This window comes from Marinomonas alcarazii, from assembly GCF_003208215.1.
In the GTDB taxonomy this organism is placed as follows: domain Bacteria; phylum Pseudomonadota; class Gammaproteobacteria; order Pseudomonadales; family Marinomonadaceae; genus Marinomonas; species Marinomonas alcarazii.
This window is the reverse complement of sequence record NZ_QKLW01000008.1, coordinates 54,604-74,824: the sequence shown is the minus strand read 5'-3', so window position 1 is coordinate 74,824 and position 20,221 is coordinate 54,604. Positions and strand designations below refer to the sequence as shown.

Sequence of the window (20,221 nt, the reverse complement as noted above, 5' to 3'; positions counted from 1 at the left end):
TGGGTAATGACAAATTACGTTTTAAGGGGACAATGAGTGAAAATTGCCATTATTGGATCAGGGATTTCCGGATTAACCAGCGCTTACCTTTTGCAGCAACAACATGATATTACCGTATTTGAATCTGCAGAGCGTATTGGTGGTCATACAGCCACCGTCAATGTAGAAGAAAACGGTAAAACTCGTGCTATTGATACTGGTTTTATTGTATTTAATGATTGGACTTACCCTAACTTTATCCGCTTGATGGATGAGCTGGGCGTGAAATCAAAACCAACAGAAATGAGCTTCAGCGTAAGTTGTCAGCGTACAGGGCTGGAATACGGCGGGAACAATCTTAATACTCTGTTTGCGCAACGCCGTAATTTGTTGAATTTTTCTTTTATTGGCATGTTAAAAGATATTCTGCGCTTCAACAAAGAAGCCATCCAAGACTTAGAAAACGGCAGTCTAAAAGAAGGCGTGACGCTGGGTGAATACCTTAAAGAAAAAGGCTACGGTAGCCGTTTTGCAAGTCATTATTTGATTCCCATGGGGAGCGCTATTTGGTCATCTACTTTGGATGAAATGATGGACTTCCCTTTGGTATTTTTTGTTCGCTTCTTTAAAAATCATGGCTTACTGAGCGTGAATGATCGTCCACAATGGCGAGTGATTGAAGGGGGTTCATCCGCTTATTTACAGCCTTTAGTGTCTAAATTCGAAGACAGAATTCAGCTGGGCGCGGATATATCGAAAGTAGATCGTTCAGCTGAAGGCGTGGTGATACATTTTGCTGATGGTTCTACACAAGATTTTGATCAAGTCGTGTTTGCTTGTCACAGTGACGAAGCGTTGGCGTTATTGGCTGACCCTTCCACAGAGGAGCAAGCCATTCTTTCGGCCATTCCTTATCGTAACAATGATGTTGTATTGCATACTGATACAAGATTATTACCGAAGAAAAAATTGGCATGGTCGAGCTGGAATTATCATTTGGGATCTGACCGAACTAAGCCAGCCACGCTGAGCTACAATATGAATATTTTGCAGCACTTTTCCAGCGATACAACGTATGTCGTCACCTTGAATCAGACGGATATGATCGCAGAAGACAAAATTGTTGGGCGTTTTCAGTATTCTCATCCTACTTTTACTTTAGACGGTATTAAAGCGCAGGATCGTTGGTCAGAAATCAATGGTGTGAACAAAACGTGGTTTTGTGGTGCTTACTGGCGTAATGGCTTCCACGAAGACGGTTGTTGGAGCGGTGTTCGCGTCGCAAATGGATTGGGGATTTCATGGTAGATTTTGTTCCTAAGCACAGCGCAATTTATCAGGGCATGGTACGTCATCGTCGTTTTACACCTCGCACACATGCCTTTCGCTATCGTGTTTTTATGATGTATTTCGATTTGGATGAATTGGATGACGTGCTGGCGATGAGTCCTTGGTGGTCAATGAAGCGCTGGTCTTTGGCTCGATTCTCTCGAAAAGATTATTTTGGTGATGATTCTATATCGATCAAACAGGCCGTATTGTCTGAAGTGAATAGTCGCTTGGGGCTAAGCCTCACAGGCCCTGTTCGCATGTTGACTAACTGTCGCTATTTTGGATTCATCATTAATCCCATTACCATTTATTACTGCTTCGATGAAAACGAACAGTTGCAAGCTATGCTGCTGGAAGTCACCAATACCCCTTGGAATGAAAAAATCGCTTATGTGTTAAAGAGTGATCCAAATTTGCAAAGCCAGCGTATTCAATTCAATAAGGAAATGCATGTGTCTCCATTTCATCCAATGGAACATTACTATGATTGGCGAAGTAATACGCCTCACCAGAAACTGGCAGTGCACATGCAGAATAAAGAGTTAAAAAATGAGCAATGTGTGTTTGATGCCACGTTATCGCTGACTCGGCAGCCCCTCACATCTCGTTCCATGGCGAAGGTATTGTTCAATTATCCTGTGATGACAATGAAGGTAGCATTTGGAATCTATTGGCAAGCCCTTAAGCTTTGGGTGAAAAAGGTGCCTTTTTATTCACATCCAAATTCGTCTTCTACAATGACGAAATAAGACGATTATATTAATAATTAGCCAAACACATTAGGGGACCAATAACTATGAACTCCGTTAGTATGAGTGATCGAAAAGTGGTGAAAAATCGTACAGTAACATGGTTTGATAATCTAGCACGCAAAATGGTTTTTACAATGTTGGGCCGATTAGAGATAGGTCATCTTACATTAGAAGAAAACGGCGAAACCTACACATTTGGTGAACCGAAAGACAATACTCAATACATTGCTCATATTCATGTTCATGACATCCATGCTTACCGAGATGTGTTTTCAAACAGCAGTATAGGTGCGGGTGAAGCCTATATGAAAGGCTGGTGGTCATCTCCAGACATTGTGTCTGTTATTCGTTTGATGGTTGCGAATCTAAATCTGATTAATAAGATGGACGCCAAGCGTCCTATCTGGAGTCGTGTTGCGACCAAAATTATTCATAAGTTGAATGCCAATACGAAGAAAGGCTCGAAGGATAATATTTCGGCGCACTATGATTTGGGCAACGACTTCTTTTCATTATTCCTCGATCCTACCATGATGTATTCCTCCGCCGTTTATCCTCAACTTGATTCGTCATTAGAGGAAGCCTCGGTTAACAAGTTAGATCGCATTTGTCAGAAGCTACAACTGAGTGAAAACGATCATTTGTTAGAAATTGGCACGGGTTGGGGTGGCATGGCGATTCATGCCGCTAAGCATTATGGCTGCCAAGTGACCACCACCACGATATCCAAAGAGCAATATGAGTTTGCTAAAGCGCGGGTAGAAGCTGAAGGCTTGCAAGATAAGATTACTTTACTGTTGGAAGATTATCGTGATCTACAGGGGCAATATGACAAGCTGGTGTCGATCGAGATGATTGAAGCAGTTGGTCACGAATACTATGACAGTTACTTTTCTAAATGCAGTGCCTTGCTAAAGCCTCATGGCGTTATGGTGATTCAAGCCATTACGATTGCCGATCAACGTTATGATTATGCGCGTCGCTCTGTGGACTTTATTCAGCGTTATATTTTCCCCGGTGGCTGTTTGCCGTCAAATCAGGTGATTGCTCATAAAATCGCCTCCAAAACAGACATGCAAATTGTTGGGCTAGAAGACATCACAGAACATTATGCGAAAACCTTGGCTGATTGGCGCACACGCTTTCACGCTGCACGCCATGAAATCACTGATATGGGTTTCGATGATGTGTTTTGCCGTATGTGGGACTTTTATCTTGCTTATTGTGAAGGCGGCTTCAAAGAGCGTGCTATTAGCACAGGTCAGTTCATTTTTGCCAAGCCTGATCACCGTTTATCGATTTAAAACATAGAGAGATGGCTATGAAACGCTTTGGTAATGCCATTTTATTCCAGGTTGTCTGGTTTGTTTGTGTGCTAGCTGGAAGCGTTTGGGCGCTGGTCGCCACGGGCTGCTATTTGCTTATACATGATCGATTTTTCATGCATTCACGCAAAGAGTGGCGCTTGCTGTTCTTGTTCCTTGGGCTCGGAGTCTTGATAGACGGTACGCTGTTTCAGATTGGTCTGTTTTCGATAGCAGGCGCAGTAACAGAAGACAGTCTTTTACCGCCTATTTGGTTGTTGTGTCTTTGGATAAGTGTTGGGACCCTGTTTGCGCATAGTCTGTCGATGTTACGCACCCGTTACCTTTTGATTGCTCTAATGGGCATGGTGGGTCCACCCTTAAGCTATATCGCAGGCGCTAAGCTATCCGGTATTAGTTTGGCTGAGCCTATGTATTTAACCTTGTCTGTGGTGGCGATCATTTGGGCGTTGGTGTTGCCTTTAGGTATGTGGTTTGGTGAAAAATGGACAATATTCTCCCAGGAGTAGTAAAGATGAAGAGATCCGCCGTTTTATCGCTTAATTGTGCTTCAGTGCTGATTACTGGGGCGCTGTTGTTTAGCTCATTGAGTTCGGCAGAAAGTATTTCAGATAATCCCGCCAACGCGACTATTTCGAAGGTGGTGGGCAGTGCTTATAGTTTAGATGACAAGACACTACTTTACCGCGAAACCCACACCAAGCTGAATGATTCCACTTACACTGTGGAATATTCAGAACCAGATGGCGAAGTCTTTGCCACGAAGACACTTGATTATTCTCAGTCGTTAATCGCCCCGAGCTTTTCTCAGTTGAACAAACGAAACGGGGAAAAAATTGATGTGTCACAGTCGGGGAACCAACTCGAAATTAGTTATAAAGAAAACACTCAGGCAAGCATAGAAAAAGACTCGATACCATTGGTTGGTGGCGTGGTCGTTGATGCCGGTTTTAATGCGTTTGTCACCCAGTACTGGGACAGCTTAGTAAGCGGTAAAGAAATGGATGTTGAATTTCTTGTGCCCAGTAGACAATCAACTTACAGCTTTCGTTTTGGTCAATCCGATTGTGTTGACGGAACCCAAAGTGATGCTGTGTGCTTTTCTTTGAAACCTGTTTCTTGGTTCGTGAGAATGGCTGTCGATCCTATTGTTGTTGCGTATAGCCCAGAAGATAAGCGTTTGTTGCGTTTTACAGGGCGAGGCAATATTAGTAATGAGCAAGGGAAATACCAAAGTGTCGATATCCAATATCGTTACTTCTAATGAATGCTTCTATACAGTCCAATGCTTAAAGGAAATCCTATGAAGAATGTTTGTCGCTCAATCATGCTTAAACTCACCGCGGTATGTTGCCTGTTATTGCTGACCGCGTGTTCTACACCAGATGTGTCTTTGTACGCTAAAAATGAACCTAAGTTCGAATTGCAGTCCTTCTTTTCAGGTCCTCTCACGGCGCACGGTATTTTAAAGAACCGTAGCGGTGAAGTGACTCGCTATTTTAATGCCACACTAGAAGGCAGTTGGGAAAATGGTGTTGGTACACTAGCGGAAGTTTTTGTATTTGATGACGGTGAAGTACAAAAAAGAACTTGGATAATGACGCCGGACGATCAGGGGCGCTATTCAGCGACGGCGAATGATGTGGTTGGCTCAGGTGATATTAAAATTTCTGGAAATGCGCTGTTCATGAACTATGTTTTGCAAGTGCCTTATGATGGCGACTTGCTTGAGGTGAATGTCGATGACCGTATGTATATGGTCAAAGAGGGCGTGGTAATTAATGAATCTGTGATGAAGAAATTTGGTGTTGAGGTTGGGTATCTATCCATTGTGATTGAAAAAGCCACGCGCTAATTGAGCGGTTTACATAATACCTAAAGAAAATGGTCTGTATTTTATGTTATATATGAAAGACTACCTACGGGTGGTCTTTTTTTATGGGCTTAATAAGTGCTTTTTCTAAGGCGGTTTCTGCTATTTTTGTTGACGAGCCGTGATGTCATATTAGTGAGCAGATAAGGTTGAGAGGAAACTATTATATGTTCGGCAGTGTTACTGCATTGGTTCCTTACAAGAAGAAAATGTTATTTTATTATGGTTTCCTGTCTTTGCTTATTAGCGTTTTCCTATTTACCGTTAGCCTTTATTTTTTCTTATTAAATGACTTAGACAACAAAGCCAAAGCCGCTGAAAATATACTGATAAGTCAGATGGAAGGTATTTTTTCTGAATTAAAAAGAGTGGTTGATAATGCACAACTTTCTTGCGAAGAGGATGATGTTAAGCGTTTAAAGCGATTAGCGTTTTACTCAGATACGTTCAAAGAATTCGGACTTTTTGATCGGGATTTTCGCGTGTTCTGTTCTAATTATGGGGCAGTGGATATTCCTATATTTTCATCGATTGTTAATCGTATAGAAAGAGCTGCTGAGAGAAAAACCGTTTCTTTGGTGCATTCAAAGTCGCTAGGAAATCCAACATTGTTTGCCTTTTATCAGGGAGAAAATGGTATAGGCGCAAATGGCTTGGCGCCACCAGTTCGATTCTCTACTCTCATCGATCCTATAATATTACCTAATTACTTTTATGAATTGACTATTGGTAAGCGAATATTGTCTTCCAATCGTAATGGCATAGATTCAGATATCTGGAATAAAGAGGTGGTTTCATTAGACGATTGGTCGATGAGATTAGATGTTTACCTCCCTTCTAATTTATATTGGCAACGTCTGCACTCCTTGATTCCCTTCATATTCATTGGTTGGTTGTTTCTATTTTTTGCTTTTTACAATGCGCATTTAATCGGTATTTACTTTCGGCGCTCACTACGTCATTGCGTTCGGCGAGCCATTAAAAATGCTGAAATTGAGGTGTACTTTCAACCTGTTGTTTCGCTAAACCCAGGGGAGCCTCTTGAGCTGGAAGCATTGCTTCGCTGGAAATCATTGAATCATGGGCAGGTGTCGCCTTTGGTGGTGGTGAAAGTTGCCAGTCAATTGGGGTTGATGGACGAGCTTACTTGGCTGGTTATTCGTAAAGTCGGCGCGTTTTATCGGGAATATCCTGATCAACTTATCGATATCAAAACGTCCGTGAATGTGGATAGGTTTAGTTTACTTAAAGAAAGCTTTGCTCCTAAATTGGTCAGTATTTTAGAAGAGTATCCTGAATTAATAGGCCGTTTAGGACTTGAGGTAACAGAAACCAGCGCGCTTAATCATGAAGAGTTACCGGTAATGGTGAGTCGTTTTGAACAGATCACCGCCTTGGGTATTGGGCTGTCGGTGGATGATTTTGGTACAGGCTATTCTGGTTTAGATTTTCTTCGTCGTTTCCCATACGACACACTAAAGCTGGATCAAGTATTTATTGCCAATTTGAAAGATGACCAATTTACGCGCCAAGTATTAACGTCGATTTCCATCTTAGCGAAAGAGCTGGGTATGAAGTTGGTCGCAGAAGGCGTAGAGCGTGAAGATCAACTCAATGATGTTAGGCTGTTAGGAGTTGATAGGGTTCAAGGTTATTATTTCTGTAAGCCGCTTCCAAAAGATCAAATTATTACCTGGATGACGTTCAATAACGCGGTGTAAAATACAGCAAAATAAAGCATTAGAAGGGTTGTAAGATTGTATTCTTAGAGCGCTTCTCTTACTCTCTACCGCTTAATTTCTTCAATGCAAGGCTCACAATATGTCCACTCTGGTTTTTCGTCTTAAATACGTTCCTGAAGAGGAAGCGGATGAAATCCGTCAGTTGTTAGCTGATAATGACATCGCCTTTTATGAAACCACAGCAGGGCGTTGGCAAATTTCCATGGCTGGCTTATGGGTGAAGGACAAAGAGCAAGCCATCAAAGCAAGAGAGTTGATTCGCGAAGACCAAATTGCACGGGCTAAAACCATGCGTCCTATCACTTTTGGGCAATGGATATTGGGTTATTTACAACACGCGCGACAAAATCCTGCGGAAGCTTTTTTCACTCTTGTTGCGGTGCTGTTAATATTGAGTGTATCTATTTTGCCTTTTACCCTGTGGTTATGATCTCTTTAACCTTATCATGACGCTGTGACTGGTAGGCTTTCTTGATAATACTTCTTTGAGTTGCCCAAAGAGCGCATATCTTATCCTTCGTCGTTACTTTACATAGCCATGCAGATGCTGCACATTTAGTCGAAGCTGAGCAATTCGGTTATACTCCCATTTTGGTTTAAAACAATGGCATCCCTGTGGTCTTAAAAAGCAAGAATACGAAAAGTAAACGCTCCAATAAATTAGAACTACACCCTCGTAACCCGCACCGTGCGCGTTATGACTTTGCTTTATTGGCGGATTCTTGCCCTGAACTTTCTGGTTTTATTCAACTCAATCAATACGGTAATGAGTCAGTGGACTTTGCCAATCCGGATGCGGTGAAAACCTTAAACCGTGCCTTGCTTAGTCATTTCTATGGTGTTGCCTTTTGGGATATTCCACCGGGTTACCTTTGTCCTCCGATTCCAGGTAGAGCCGATTACATTCATTATCTGGCAGATCTATTAGCAAGTTGTAACGACGGCGTTATTCCACGTGGTAAAGGTGTGAAAGTGCTAGACGTTGGCGTTGGGGCAAATTGCGTGTACCCGATTATTGGTCATCAAGAATATGGCTGGCAGTTTGTTGGTTCGGACGTTAATCCGGTGGCAGTGGCAACCTGTGAAACCATTGTTAAATCTAATGCTTGTTTGAAAAGTGCCATTAATGTGCGTCTGCAAACTCAGCCTGCCAAGTTATTTGACGGCGTGTGGAAGGAAAAAGATCGTTTTGATTTGACCCTTTGTAATCCACCATTCCACACCAGCGAATCTGCCATGACCGATGAGTCCCAGCGCAAATGGCGTGGTGTGAAAGGCAAAACAACCGCTGCCAAGCCGTTGCTTAATTTTGGCGGTACCGCCGCCGAGTTATGGTGTGACGGTGGTGAAGCAGGTTTTGTGTCTCGTATGGTCAAAGAAAGTGTGCAATACGCAGATCGTTGCTTTTGGTTTACGTCTTTGGTGGCACGTCAGGGTAATTTAGAGGCGATTTATCGGACATTAAAAGAGGTTGGTGCTCGCCAAGTGAAAACGATTGAAATGGCGCAAGGCCAGAAAATCAGCCGATTCGTTGCGTGGAGTTTTCTTGGCGACGATCAGATTGACTATTGGAAGGACAACTATTGGCAAAATTAAATGCGTGCCAATAGTTGTCTCGCAGAATTTATAGCGCCGCTGCAATCTCGGCAGCAAGGCGAGCGTTGTTAAACACTAGCTGGATGTTACTTGCTAAGCTGTCTCCACCTGTTAGCTCCGCAACTCGTGCTAGTAAGAATGGCGTGGATTCTTTACCTGCTACACCTTGTTCTTCCATTTCCGCTAGAGCTTGATTGATGGCCGCGTCGATAGCGGTTTTATCCATGGCAAATTCTTCCGGAATCGGGTTGGCGATGATCGCTCCACCATGCAGTTGCATTTCCCATTTTGCCTTGATGAACTCGGCAATGTCGCTGGCAGACTGCATGTTGTAATCTACCGTTTGATCGCTTTCACGCGTATAAAAAGCAGGCAAAGTGTCTGTTTTAAAGCCTAAAACAGGTACACCTTGAGTCTCCAAATATTCCCGTGTTAGTGCAAGGTCAAGAATCGATTTTGCGCCAGCACATACGACAGCAACATCGGTTTTTGAAAGCTCTTGCAGGTCGGCAGAAATATCAAATGTTTGCTGAGCGCCACGGTGAACACCACCAATGCCGCCAGTGGCAAACACTTTAATGCCTGCCATCGCCGCAATAATCATTGTCGCTGCAACTGTGGTTGCACCGTGTTGTTTTTGTGCGACAACAAAGGGTAAGTCTCGACGAGAACATTTGGTCACGGACAATCCAGCTTTTGCTAACGTGTCAATTTCGTCATTGCTTAGACCCGCTTTAAGGCGGCCATCAATGATCGCGATTGTGGCTGGGACTGCGCCATTATCACGGATAATTTGTTCAACTTTTTTTGCTGTCTCGGCATTTTGTGGCCAAGGCATGCCATGAGAAATAATCGTGCTTTCTAAGGCAACAACCGGTTTTCCTGCTGCAATCGCTGCGGCAACATCTGGGTTGATATCTAGGTATTGATTCATAATTTTTCTATCCATTGAGTGACATGTTGAATGGTAAGTTCTGGGTGATTGGCGTAAGGGCTTTCCAGTGTCATTGCGGCACAAGCTAAAGCGAAAGATAAAGACTGGTCGAGATCTTTATTTTGCTGACGAGCGCTTAAATAGCCCGCCAGTAATGCATCACCCGCTCCGCTGTCGCTGACAGGGGTGCTTGGATGGCAAGCTTTACGTTGACACTCGGTTGCGCTGAAAAATAAAACCCCTTGACTGCCTAAACTGAGCAATACTTCTTCTACGCCAGAATCAAGTAAGGCTTTTGCCAGTTTTTCAGGGTCTGTTTCGTCGCAATTTAGAATGGCTCTGGCTTCATCCTGATTGACTTTTAATAGTGCTAGCTGCGATAAGATAGGGCGTAAGCGAGGCGCTTTTGCTGTAGAGACCGCATCGGCAATGAAACGAGTAGACAGGGTCTGCTGGCTTAGCCAAGAAATGACGTCGGCAGATAAATTCGCATCGACAATAATGCGATAAGCGCTCTGTAGTAAAGACAGCTTACTGCTTAACTTTTGCTGGTCTAGCGTGTCAATTATACGCATGTCTGCAATGGCGGCTTGCAGTTCGCCATTGTCATTATTGATAGCCAAATAGGTGCCTGTGGGCAAGGTATCAATACGTAGCACATGATGCATGTCGACACCGCTCATGCGGGTTTGCTCAATGAGCCAATCACCGCGCTGGTCTAATCCAATTGGGGCTAACAGATGTACATTTTCTCCGAGCCGAGCCAGATTTTCAGCGATATTGCGGCCGACGCCACCAGGGCTTTGGTTGATGGTTCCTGGGTTCGAGTCATAGGCTTTTAAGTCTGTAGTGCTGCGACCATGGATGTCGACATTGGCACCACCTATAACAACGTATGTATTTTGTTCAGCAAGTAGGTAGCCTTTCCCTAGAATATACCCTTGGCGAGTGAGTTGCATGATGTGGCCAGCAACGGATTCTCGACTCATATTGAGTCGATCTGCAAGGGCTTGCTGCGATGCCAAAGGGTCGAGCTTGATGGCTTCGTATACGCGAGAAGTTTGGTCTTTCATAAGCTTGTTAACAAAAGTTTAAAATAATAACTTATGTTAAAGCTGCTAAATATACAAGAGCTTTGGGCTGATATGGTAAAAAAATGTTATAAATCTTATTATTCGATATTCCTTGTTGAGTTTTGTCTCGTCAGCTGGCCATTTAAGGACAGCATTAAAGAGGTTTTATAGTGCTAAAAAGCTTTCAAGCTCGATTAATCATGTTCGTCTTATTGTTGCTGGCATTGGCGCAATTGGGCACAGCGTTGGCAGTGTTAAAATCGTTAAAAGCAGACAACTACAAACAAGGGGTGCAATCCATTGACGTGTCCCGTAATGTTTTCGACCTATTTTTAGCCGCACGTGCCGAGCAGCTTACCAAAGGGGTCGAAATATTAACCTCGGATTTTGGTTTTAAACAGGCTGTTGCGACCAGAGAAACGGGAACAATACGTTCTGTTTTACAGAATCATGGCGCACGAATTAATGCGGACATTTCCCTACTCGTCTCACCTCGCGGTGAACTGATTACTGCCACTCAACCGTTAAATATTACAGATACTGTTGCCGACTTAGTGTTTGCGGCGCGTCGCTCTCGTGGGTCGTCTATTAGCACGACGGTGGCGTTAGATAACCGTGCTTATCAACTTGTTTTAGTGCCGATCAGAGCACCAAATGTGGTGGCTTGGGTTGGCATGGCGTTTTTGTTGGATCAGGCGTTGGCCGAACGTATTAAAAATGTAACAGGCTTGGACATTAGTTTTGTCTACGAAACGAAAGATACAAATATGCTGTCTGGTGCATCGACATTACCGTCTATCGAAAAAGAAACCTTGTTAAATGAGATTGGTAATATCAAAGACATTATCACGTCACCTGTGTTCTCAAACGATGAAAAGTATTTATCTCTGGGTGTTGATATCGGTGTGCCTAATCAGTGGGGCATTATTCATTTGCCTTATGGTCCTTGGTTAGAAAGTTATCGCGACACGCGTACTCAGTTGATATGGATCTTTACCGGTGCGCTTGCTTTAGCCTTGTTGTTTGGTATCGCACTGGCGCGAAATATGACCAAACCGATTGGCCGATTAGTGGATTATGCAACTCAGATTGGACTAGGCGTTACTAAGGAAAAAGTGACCGCGCCGGAAATAGAGGGCGAATTTGGTGTGCTATCTAACACCATGAAAACAATGCAGAATTCCATTATCAATCGCGAAGAAGAGCTGACGTATCGAGCTTCTCATGACCAGCTTACGGGGTTATTTAATCAAAGTGCGGTTGAGTTTTATTTGTCTGAGGCTCTGCCAAGAGAGCAGGGTAGTTTGGTGACTATTAACGTCCGACACTTTAAACGTATTAATAATATGTTGGGCTTTGATGTTGGCAATATCATGTTATCTAAAGTGGCTGAGCGACTTAAGTTATGGGGTCATGATGCAACCATGATCGCGAGACAGACGGGAGATAAGTTCTTAGTCCTGTTTGATCGTACGATTAACGAACAAGATTGCTTTAACCTAAAACAGCTTTTTAATGTGGATTTCGAAGTTGAAAAAGGCTCCAATATCCATCTTGATATTAGTATCGGCGTACTCCCTTTTGAACACGCCACAGCCAGTGTGAATAGTGCAATGCGCCGTTTAGAGATCGTCTCGGACAAAGCGCGTGAAGAAAGCGATGGGGTTGTGTTTTATGTGGTGGGCCAAGATGAGAACCACCGTCGACAATTAACCATTATTCGCGACTTGCCAGCTGCGCTAGAGGCAAATCAGTTGTTTGTGGTTTACCAACCTAAAGTCGGTGTTGCTTCAAATGACTGCCAAGAAGCGGAAGCCTTGATTCGCTGGATTCATCCTGAGCTTGGCTTTTTGCCACCGGATGAATTTATCGCTGTGCTTGAACATGCCGGTAGTATTCAGCAGCTAACCAAATGGATAGTTAACTCGGTGCTATCTCAGCTAAGCCAGTGGTGGGCGGCTGGGCATGAAATACGTGTTGCAGTGAACTTGTCCGCTCATGATCTTCTGGACGAACGTTTACCAAATACGGTAGCGAAAGCCCTAAAGAAATACGATTTACCCGTGCGTGCTTTGGCGTTAGAAGTTACTGAAAGTGCGGTCATGAAAGACCGAGAAAAAGTGATTGGCGTACTAAAGGCATTGCAAGAAATGGGGGTTCATTTGGCGATTGATGACTTTGGAACAGGACAATCTTCTTTGTCTTATTTACGCGAATTGCCTGTGAATGAAGTGAAAATAGATCGCGCCTTTATTCAGTTTATTGATACCAATAAAGGGGATGAGTTTATCACTAATGCGACAATTGGTTTGTCGCACAGCCTAGGGTTTCAAGTCACTGCGGAAGGGGCCGAGAATGCCGAAGGTGTGGCGCTTTTAAGACAATATCATTGTGATAAGATACAGGGCTATTATTTTTCTAAGCCTTTGGTTGCAGAAGACTTCTTACGATGGCGAGACACTTTTAATAAGCATTAAGCCATTTTTTCTAATCAATCTTACACGCTGTTAATGTGAGGTTAATTTCAATATGTTGCTTTTGATACGGATGACATTGCTGCTATTGCTGATTGTGAGTGTGACGCTATTTGGCATTGTGTTTTGCTTGTTTACATTATCTTCAAAAAACCGTGTTTACTACCTAGGACGGGTATTTGCGAAGGTTGCTGCGTTGTTTGGATTGTCGGTTGAACCACGTGTTTCTGAGCTGGCGAAAACCGTTCCCCAAGCGGTTTACGTTGCTAATCACCAAAATAATTTTGATTTATTTACGCTCGCCGCCGTTGTGCCAGAAGGCGTGGTGACGGTCGGTAAAAAGAGCCTACGTTGGATTCCCTTCTTTGGTATTTTGTATTGGTTAAGCGGTAATATTCTTATTGATCGAGCCAATCGCAAAAAAGCCATTGAGACGATCAGCCAAGTTGTAGAAAGCATGAAAAAAACAGGTCTTTCTATTTGGATGTTTCCTGAAGGGACTCGTAGCCGAGGTCGCGGCTGGCTTCCCTTTAAGCGAGGTGCGTTTCATGCAGCCGTTCAGGCTGGAGTGCCTATTATTCCCATTGTGTGTAGCAGTACACACGATCAGGTTAATTTAAACCGTCTGCATAATGGCAAGGTTATTGTGGAAATGCTGCCTCCAATCGATACGACTGGGCTACATGAAACCGACGTTGTGAAGTTGATGGCTACCTGCGAAACCTTGATGCATGAAACCAAGCAACGTCTCGATCAAGAGCTCGCCCAGCCTTAGACAATGGCGACTAACTTTTGACGTTAGGAAGTGAGTCTAGGGTTTCTTCTAGTTGTTTCTTGATGCCCAGCTTACTAGGGTGATCGTCTGGTAAATCTTGTTGTGACCATTCTGGGTGTTGTCGAGCCTGCTTACAGTAAGGTTTGATTCGATCCATTAAGTCATTACTTGGGAATGAAGGCGACAGTTGGTATGCCTGTTGAGAGGCGTGTCCCCGTTGATGGAAGTGTTCAATAGCGTTGACGCCTCGTAGGCATAATAAGGTTAAAGTGGCTTGGTCGAGGCACAAAAAATGTTGTTTGGTGAATTTGCTTTTCAACGTGTCTTTGTAATGCTGGCCCGTTTTCCAGGTAGCGCCTAAGATCGCACCAATTGTGGTGGCCGTGCCTAACGTTAGGCCAGCGGACATAACATCAATACCAGCTCCTATAGCCGCACCAGTTAATGCACTGGTGCCCGTTTCAACGCCCCATTCTTTTAGTGTGTCTGCATCAAACAGATCTTGTTCCCAGCGAGCGTTTTGAATGTCCAGCGGTGATGCAATAAGGTCTTCCTGTTGGAATTCATATAACCGCAAAAGTTGGCTGGTGTAGCCTTGTTCAAGAGCACGTATTTTATCTTCAAAAACACGCATTTCTTCGCTCTTAGGAGGGTAGCTGGAACACTCTAAACGTGTGCTGGCCGCTTTTAATAGTAAATCAGACAATAGGTTGCAGGCCATCGAACGGCGTAATTGTGCGGCTTCTTCTCGGTTTTGAATGAGATGTTTGATTGCGTCGTAGTCTTCAGGCATTAAGCTCTGAATGCTTTGATAGAGACGCTTTTCATCTTCAAAGTAAAACGCGACAGTGTCGTATTTAATAACCGCATGTAGGTGACGTTCTGCCAAAACTTTGCGCCATGCCTCTAAATGCGCACTGGGCGACGCGCTGAAATTCAGGATAGGAATAATGGGTTTATTGGCGCTAGCCAGTAACGCTAATTCATCAAGGTATTTACCAAGTGGCGCTTGGCGAATATCAATCACATATAAAATGATATCGGCTTGGCTTAATTGTTTAAGAATCTTTGCTTCTTGTTCAAATTCATCCTGTGCAAAGTGACTTTCACAGAATGGTTGTAGCCAGTCTGAACCTTGGTAAGAACGGAATGCATCTGAATGACGGATTTGCCAAAGGCCGATCGAATCTTCAAACCCTGGTGTGTCCGTGAGCGTAATCACAGTTTGTTTGCCGATTTTGATTTTCACACTTTCAACGTGTCGAGTCGTACCAGCTCGGTCACTGACGTCGCCAAAATCTTGCTTGCGCAACAAGGTGCGGATTAGCGAAGTTTTGCCCGTGTTGGCGTGGCCAACGACCAAAAGGGAAATCGACACGGTTTAGTCCTTTTGCTTTATTTGTGTAAAGTGAAGACGTGTTTCTCTGGCAAGGCGCTGCCAATCCTCAATAAATCTAGCGTTTTCATCGCCTGCTATCACCAGAAACAATAACGGGTAGGTCATGCTTGCTCGTGAAAAAAATCGTCTCGTGCCACGATCAGGGCTTTGCTCGGCATTAACTAAAATATAAACCGGTTCGTCGCTGGATGATGCTAAAAAGCGATCTTGTTCTTCTCGGTTGTTTAATACTGATAAAGAACGTGCAGAGCGCAAATAATCGGGCTTAGCTTGGCTCCATTCAAATAAAGCCCATTGTTGGGAAAATGCGCTGTCTGTAAGCGAGTCATCGCTTGCTCCGTTTGCGCTTATCGCAGAGGCAGAACGTTTGTGATGATCTGCATCTACAATGTTTCGGCTCTGGCTTTCCTGCTGACGATAACGATTTTGAATGATTTTTTCCTGGGTGCTCAGAGGTTGTGTTGCGCGTTTAAGGTGATACATACCCAAACAAATAATAGTAAAAACTACCCTTGGCAACACGCCATAAATAAAAATACTGGCGAGTAGAAAGTTAGCCCAATGTTGTCTTGTTGTCGCGGTTTGCGAAATAAGGTCGACGCGACTGGCGAGAATGTCTAATTGGTTCGGCAAGGAAACACCAAACCATTGAGGAATGATGCTTAAAGCTTGCGTCAGTTGAATAAAAGCATCGTCGCTTAATAACGTGGTTTCCCAGACAAAATTAACTTGATTGGTAAGCAGCAAAAGCAGAGTCATTACCCAGCCTGCCAGCAAATAACAGCCCCACGCACCATGGGAAATACTGCTGACTAACCATTTGTTTGAGTGAGCAGGGCATTGCCAATGGATATAAGCAGTGCTCACGTCTGTGTTGATATGTGAGTGCTTACTTATCTTTTTGTTGAGGAAAATCAGCAGGCTTAACAGCATGCCTTTGTTTTCAGTTTGTTGCTTCATGGTGGCCATAATGGTCACGAACCAGACGACAAAATTTAGCGCATGAAACCCTAATAAGATAATAAACAACCAAAAAATATTCACCTGATTGGATTGGTTTATCGCAAAAGCGGGCGGTACAGCCATAAAACCTAATAGCAGCGAAGCGCACAATAAACCTAAAATCGTGCGATTAAAGTAGCGTTTTAACAAAGCAAACTGAGCCGAGTAGCTGGTAGTTTTAGGTGAGGTATCTAACTCTTTTAGCGCACTAGGCAGGTTGTTCGCCTGAGCAGGCAAACGAAAATCGCTATGAGTTTCTAACCAAGCCGCAAGAGCAAGTTTGGCGCTGGGTGTTGGAAAGGTCATGTTATCGCATTGCTCTTTTCATTTATTACTCTTCTATTCGTTGTAAGGCGAATACTTGGAATGACGACATTATCCTCTTTGTTTTACTTGATGTTGTCGATAAAGGCAAAAACCACAAGGTTTTTCTTGAATATTTTCATAATGCTATCTGAAAATACTTCTTCATCAATCAGTTAGAGGTAATGTGTTGTTTTATTGCGCTATATCAAGAGGATGTTATTTATTGGTTATTATGTACAGTATAAATGTAGGTAATTGTTAATGCTGATTGATTCATTGTGCTGCGCCACTCTACTATCACCTTACATACCGTAGACACGGTGGTTTTTGTTAGGGGACAAAATTATGCGTTTAAATTCTATTAGAGTGAAAAGCTCTTTGCCCGTACTTGTGATGAGTATCACCTTTGTGATCGCTATGATTGCAGTGGTATTTATCATCAATCAACTAACGGTTGCTCTCAATACACAAGCCGACTCTTATGGAAAAGCGTCTGCGGTTATTCTGAATGCGGATAGAGATCTTTATCAAGCGAAGCTCGCAGAGCAGCGCCTTGTCGTAGGTGTTGGTAAGCGTGATGACGAAGAAAAGGATCGTGTTGAAAATGCCCAACAAGTAAAAGATCGCTTTAATCTATACCGTCAGTACTTATCAGCAGAGCCTGAAATTTATCAATCGCAAGGTGGTTTTGATAAGGCCTTTACGACTTGGTTGAATGCTTCAAATGCGCTTGTGAAGTTAGAGCGAAATGATCCGAATTTTGCGGCTGCAGAGCAGAAAGCCAATGCAGACTTTAGCGCTTTAAGGGACATTCTTGATAAAGCTGGCGAAGCGGTAAATAACCATGCGGAAATGTCTAAAAAAACCGTAATAGAACAGGAAAAAGCTTTTGAGAAAATGGCGATTGTTGTTGTGGTTATCGGTTTGGTAATAGCTGCTTGGTTCAGCTACAAAACACCTAAAACGCTTACTAATCAAGTGCGTTACTTAGGACAACGTATTCGTGAAATATCGGAAGGTGATGGTGACTTAACTCAACGTATCGAGTTTTCTACTAAAGACGAGTTGGGTGATCTTGCGGATGAATTTAACGGTTTTGTGGAACGTCTAAAAGGCATCATTGGTAGCATTCATAAACAGTCGGATGCGTTGGGTGAAATGACTGGCCAGCTAAATAGCGTAGCAACGAAAACGGCGGGCATTACCACCGCACTGGCGAATGCTTCTGCTTCGATCGTAAGTGCAGGTCATGAAATGGATATGTCTAACCAGCAAATGGCGGCTGTCGCTCGTGATACGGCAGACGAAGCCAAAAATTCTAACAGTTTGACGCAAAATGGTATGTCTGCAGTCAACAAATCTCAGCATGCAATTACTACGCTCGTGGCGGATATTGAACTTGCTCTTGGCCGTTCTGGTGAGCTACAAAAGAGTTCAGAGAGTATTGCCTCCGTTTTGGAAGTGATCCGAAATATCGCTGAACAGACCAACCTGTTGGCATTGAACGCCGCTATTGAGGCGGCTCGAGCAGGTGAGCAGGGACGTGGTTTCGCTGTGGTGGCGGATGAAGTGCGCACCTTAGCAACTCGTACGCAAGACAGCACTAATGAAATTGAAGGTATGATAGAGCAGCTAAAAATCAATGTGGCTGAATCTTCTAAAGCGATTCAAAACAGCCGTGACAATGCTGAATTTACAGTGAGTAATTTTGGTGAAGTTACCAGCGTGTTCAATAGTTTGCAGGAATCCTTTGCGAAGGTTCAAGAGATGGCAGCGCAAACGGCACAAGCTACTCAGGAGCAATCGGTTGTTGCTAATGACATTAATCAAAACATGGTGTCGCTAAAGGATCAAACGGACTCTGTCCAATCTGTGTCTGATCTGATACAACAACAGTCAAAAGACATTACTAAGTTGTACAAAGTATTGGATCAACAGGTGGGGAGTTTTAAAGTTTAGTCTGTTGCTGATAACGCTATAAAGATAAAAGGGTCGCATGAAAGCGACCCTTTTTTATGGAAGAATTAGCGAAGGCTAATGACAGGCCAGTCGCGTTCTTGAGCCACCTTCAAGAGAATTGGGTCAGCATCGACTGCGATAGGGTTGGACGCTTTTTCTAGTAAGGGGAGGTCGTTGTGAGAGTCGCTGTAAAAAAAACAATCGGCCATACTCATGTGGTGCTGTTCAGCCCATTCTATGGCTCGTGTTACCTTGCCTTCACGAAAAGTGGGTACGCCTGCTATTTCTCCAGTGATCTGGCCGTTGTGGTACTCAATATCGACCCCTAAGGCGTGTTCAACACCAAGGTAGCGAGCAATGGGGGCCACAAGGTGAGTGCCCGTGGCCGAGATGATCACCAGAGTATCACCGGCTGCTTTGTGTTTTGCTAGGGTGGCTTTTGCCTTCGGTAAGATCATTTCTGACACTTTATCTTTAATAAATGCATCAATCACATCATTTACTTGTTCCGCATTGAGCTGGATTAAAGGCGCGAGGGTGTAACGCATATAATCCGCTAAGTTAAGTCGGCCAGCATCGTAGTCTTCCATATAAGCTAGGTTAACGCTGAGAAAATCGTCTGGGGTCGGTAAGTTGCTTGCTGCCAAATACTCAGAGAAAGCTTGTGCTGTATCGCCAGCCACAAGCGTGTTGTCTAAATCAAAAAATGCCAGTGCCATCTCGGCTCCTTACTCTAGGCCAACCTTAACATGGTTGGCGATATACTCTGTTAAATAGGATTAACCCAATGCGACGGCAATTAGGCCTGTGAAGGTCATACCAACACCAATGAGCTTGGGGAGTTTGAATGATTCACCAAAACCGATGACCGCGAAAAGCACACCGAGCGGAATGCTCAGTTGCCGGAATGCCACCACGTAACTCACGTTACTCACAAACGCCATGGCTAAAATGACCAGAGAATAGGTGCATAGCATTAGCACCGCTGTAATGGCCGCAAGTCGCCATTGCCTTCGAGCCATGTCTTTAAATTGTTGCCTCTGCGGTTTGGATAGCCAGACAAACCACACCATCCAGATAAGTGAAAAGCAACTTTGTAGGGTGACGTACAAAATAGCAATATGCTCAGGTGGTGAAATAGGGGTGCCATCAGGGCTTGCTAACTCCCGCATTAACTGTGTCGCACGATCATCTACTAAGGAATAGCCTGCGGTAGCGAAAGCGGCAATGAGCGCAAATACAGTGGTGCGATTGTTATAATTGCGCCAACTGAAGTCTTGTAAGCGAGGTAGAGGAATCAATAAGCAGCCTAGAACAATCAAAATCACCCCAACGATGCTTTGATTGGAAATACCAGAACCTTGCCCTAAAAGCCAGCTTGAGACACAGACGATTATTAATGGCGATGAACGTGCGATTGGATAGGCGATCGACATATCTCCAGCGCGATACGCTTCTGCTAATCCCCATAAATACAGAGCTTGGAATAGACCTGTCAATAACAGCAAGCCCAGAATGCGAAGATCAAAGGCTTGAATCAATGACCACTGCCAAACAATTAATGGAGAAAATAACAGGCTGCCTAGTAACATGGTCAAAAAGAAAAAGGCGAGGGTAGGCTTCGCCTGTTTTCCAAAGAAATTCCAGCCAGCGTGCATAAACGCTGAAATTAATACCAGTAGGATAGCGGTTAGCGTCAT

General features: G+C 43.8%; 18 protein-coding genes. 12 read left to right on the top strand and 6 right to left on the bottom strand.

What is annotated here, in order from left to right:
* Window positions 1–36 precede the first annotated feature (36 nt).
* From DFP75_RS14700 to rlmF, 9 genes are all read left to right on the top strand, one after another.
* Window positions 37–1,287: an NAD(P)/FAD-dependent oxidoreductase gene (locus DFP75_RS14700; RefSeq protein ID WP_110576813.1), complete on the top strand. Its 1,251-nt coding sequence runs from the start codon at window positions 37–39 to the stop codon at window positions 1,285–1,287.
* Entirely contained in the window at window positions 1,281–2,060 is a 780-nt protein-coding gene (locus DFP75_RS14695) for a DUF1365 domain-containing protein (RefSeq protein WP_110576812.1), read from the top strand. Before DFP75_RS14700 ends, DFP75_RS14695 begins: the two co-directional genes overlap by 7 nt.
* A 47-nt stretch (window positions 2,061–2,107) precedes the next feature.
* Window positions 2,108–3,367, top strand: coding sequence for an SAM-dependent methyltransferase (locus DFP75_RS14690; protein WP_110576811.1), 1,260 nt, complete (start codon window positions 2,108–2,110; stop codon window positions 3,365–3,367).
* Window positions 3,368–3,384: 17 nt separating this feature from the next.
* Window positions 3,385–3,897, top strand: a complete 513-nt coding sequence (locus DFP75_RS14685) for a DUF2878 domain-containing protein (RefSeq protein ID WP_110576810.1) — start codon at window positions 3,385–3,387, stop codon at window positions 3,895–3,897.
* Between the two features lie 5 nt (window positions 3,898–3,902).
* The gene (locus DFP75_RS14680; RefSeq protein ID WP_110576809.1) at window positions 3,903–4,652 is read left to right on the top strand and encodes a hypothetical protein; all 750 of its coding nucleotides are present in this window, start codon (window positions 3,903–3,905) and stop codon (window positions 4,650–4,652) included.
* 39 nt (window positions 4,653–4,691) lie between these two features.
* Window positions 4,692–5,243: a DUF3833 domain-containing protein gene (locus DFP75_RS14675; protein ID WP_110576808.1), complete on the top strand. Its 552-nt coding sequence runs from the start codon at window positions 4,692–4,694 to the stop codon at window positions 5,241–5,243.
* A gap of 185 nt (window positions 5,244–5,428) precedes the next feature.
* Window positions 5,429–6,982 carry an EAL domain-containing protein gene (locus DFP75_RS14670; protein WP_110576807.1) on the top strand — a complete coding sequence of 518 codons (1,554 nt, stop codon included), beginning with the start codon at window positions 5,429–5,431 and terminating at the stop codon, window positions 6,980–6,982.
* Between the two features lie 100 nt (window positions 6,983–7,082).
* Window positions 7,083–7,433: a DUF6164 family protein gene (locus DFP75_RS14665; protein WP_110576806.1), complete on the top strand. Its 351-nt coding sequence runs from the start codon at window positions 7,083–7,085 to the stop codon at window positions 7,431–7,433.
* A gap of 185 nt (window positions 7,434–7,618) precedes the next feature.
* On the top strand, window positions 7,619–8,599 hold the full coding sequence (gene rlmF, locus DFP75_RS14660; protein ID WP_110576805.1) for a 23S rRNA (adenine(1618)-N(6))-methyltransferase RlmF: 981 nt from the start codon (window positions 7,619–7,621) through the stop codon (window positions 8,597–8,599).
* 28 nt (window positions 8,600–8,627) lie between these two features.
* Here rlmF and DFP75_RS14655 read toward each other — a convergent pair whose 3' ends face one another.
* Both DFP75_RS14655 and DFP75_RS14650 read right to left on the bottom strand, forming a co-directional pair.
* Window positions 8,628–9,533 carry a pseudouridine-5'-phosphate glycosidase gene (locus tag DFP75_RS14655; RefSeq protein WP_110576804.1) on the bottom strand — a complete coding sequence of 302 codons (906 nt, stop codon included), beginning with the start codon at window positions 9,531–9,533 and terminating at the stop codon, window positions 8,628–8,630.
* A complete protein-coding gene (locus tag DFP75_RS14650; RefSeq protein ID WP_110576803.1) occupies window positions 9,530–10,606 on the bottom strand; it encodes a carbohydrate kinase in 1,077 nt (358 codons plus the stop codon). Before DFP75_RS14650 ends, DFP75_RS14655 begins: the two co-directional genes overlap by 4 nt.
* Window positions 10,607–10,776: 170 nt before the next feature.
* Between DFP75_RS14650 and DFP75_RS14645 the strand changes: the two genes are divergently transcribed.
* Both DFP75_RS14645 and DFP75_RS14640 read left to right on the top strand, forming a co-directional pair.
* The gene (locus tag DFP75_RS14645; RefSeq protein WP_110576802.1) at window positions 10,777–13,083 is read left to right on the top strand and encodes a putative bifunctional diguanylate cyclase/phosphodiesterase; all 2,307 of its coding nucleotides are present in this window, start codon (window positions 10,777–10,779) and stop codon (window positions 13,081–13,083) included.
* Between the two features lie 52 nt (window positions 13,084–13,135).
* Window positions 13,136–13,855, top strand: a complete 720-nt coding sequence (locus tag DFP75_RS14640) for a 1-acylglycerol-3-phosphate O-acyltransferase (RefSeq protein ID WP_110576801.1) — start codon at window positions 13,136–13,138, stop codon at window positions 13,853–13,855.
* Window positions 13,856–13,865: 10 nt separating this feature from the next.
* Here the strand turns inward: DFP75_RS14640 and DFP75_RS14635 are convergent, their stop codons facing one another.
* Window positions 13,866–15,233: a DUF3482 domain-containing protein gene (locus DFP75_RS14635; protein WP_110576800.1), complete on the bottom strand. Its 1,368-nt coding sequence runs from the start codon at window positions 15,231–15,233 to the stop codon at window positions 13,866–13,868.
* Between the two features lie 3 nt (window positions 15,234–15,236).
* Complete coding sequence (locus tag DFP75_RS14630) at window positions 15,237–16,562, bottom strand: DUF2868 domain-containing protein (RefSeq protein ID WP_110576799.1); 1,326 nt, start codon at window positions 16,560–16,562, stop codon at window positions 15,237–15,239.
* Between the two features lie 345 nt (window positions 16,563–16,907).
* On the opposite strand from DFP75_RS14630, the gene DFP75_RS14625 reads away from it, so the two are divergent.
* Complete coding sequence (locus DFP75_RS14625) at window positions 16,908–18,521, top strand: methyl-accepting chemotaxis protein (RefSeq protein WP_110576798.1); 1,614 nt, start codon at window positions 16,908–16,910, stop codon at window positions 18,519–18,521.
* Between the two features lie 65 nt (window positions 18,522–18,586).
* Here the strand turns inward: DFP75_RS14625 and DFP75_RS14620 are convergent, their stop codons facing one another.
* Together DFP75_RS14620 and DFP75_RS14615 are read right to left on the bottom strand one after the other, a co-directional pair.
* Complete coding sequence (locus DFP75_RS14620) at window positions 18,587–19,240, bottom strand: HAD family hydrolase (RefSeq protein ID WP_110576797.1); 654 nt, start codon at window positions 19,238–19,240, stop codon at window positions 18,587–18,589.
* Between the two features lie 60 nt (window positions 19,241–19,300).
* Window positions 19,301–20,221, bottom strand: a complete 921-nt coding sequence (locus DFP75_RS14615; protein ID WP_110576796.1) for an EamA family transporter — start codon at window positions 20,219–20,221, stop codon at window positions 19,301–19,303.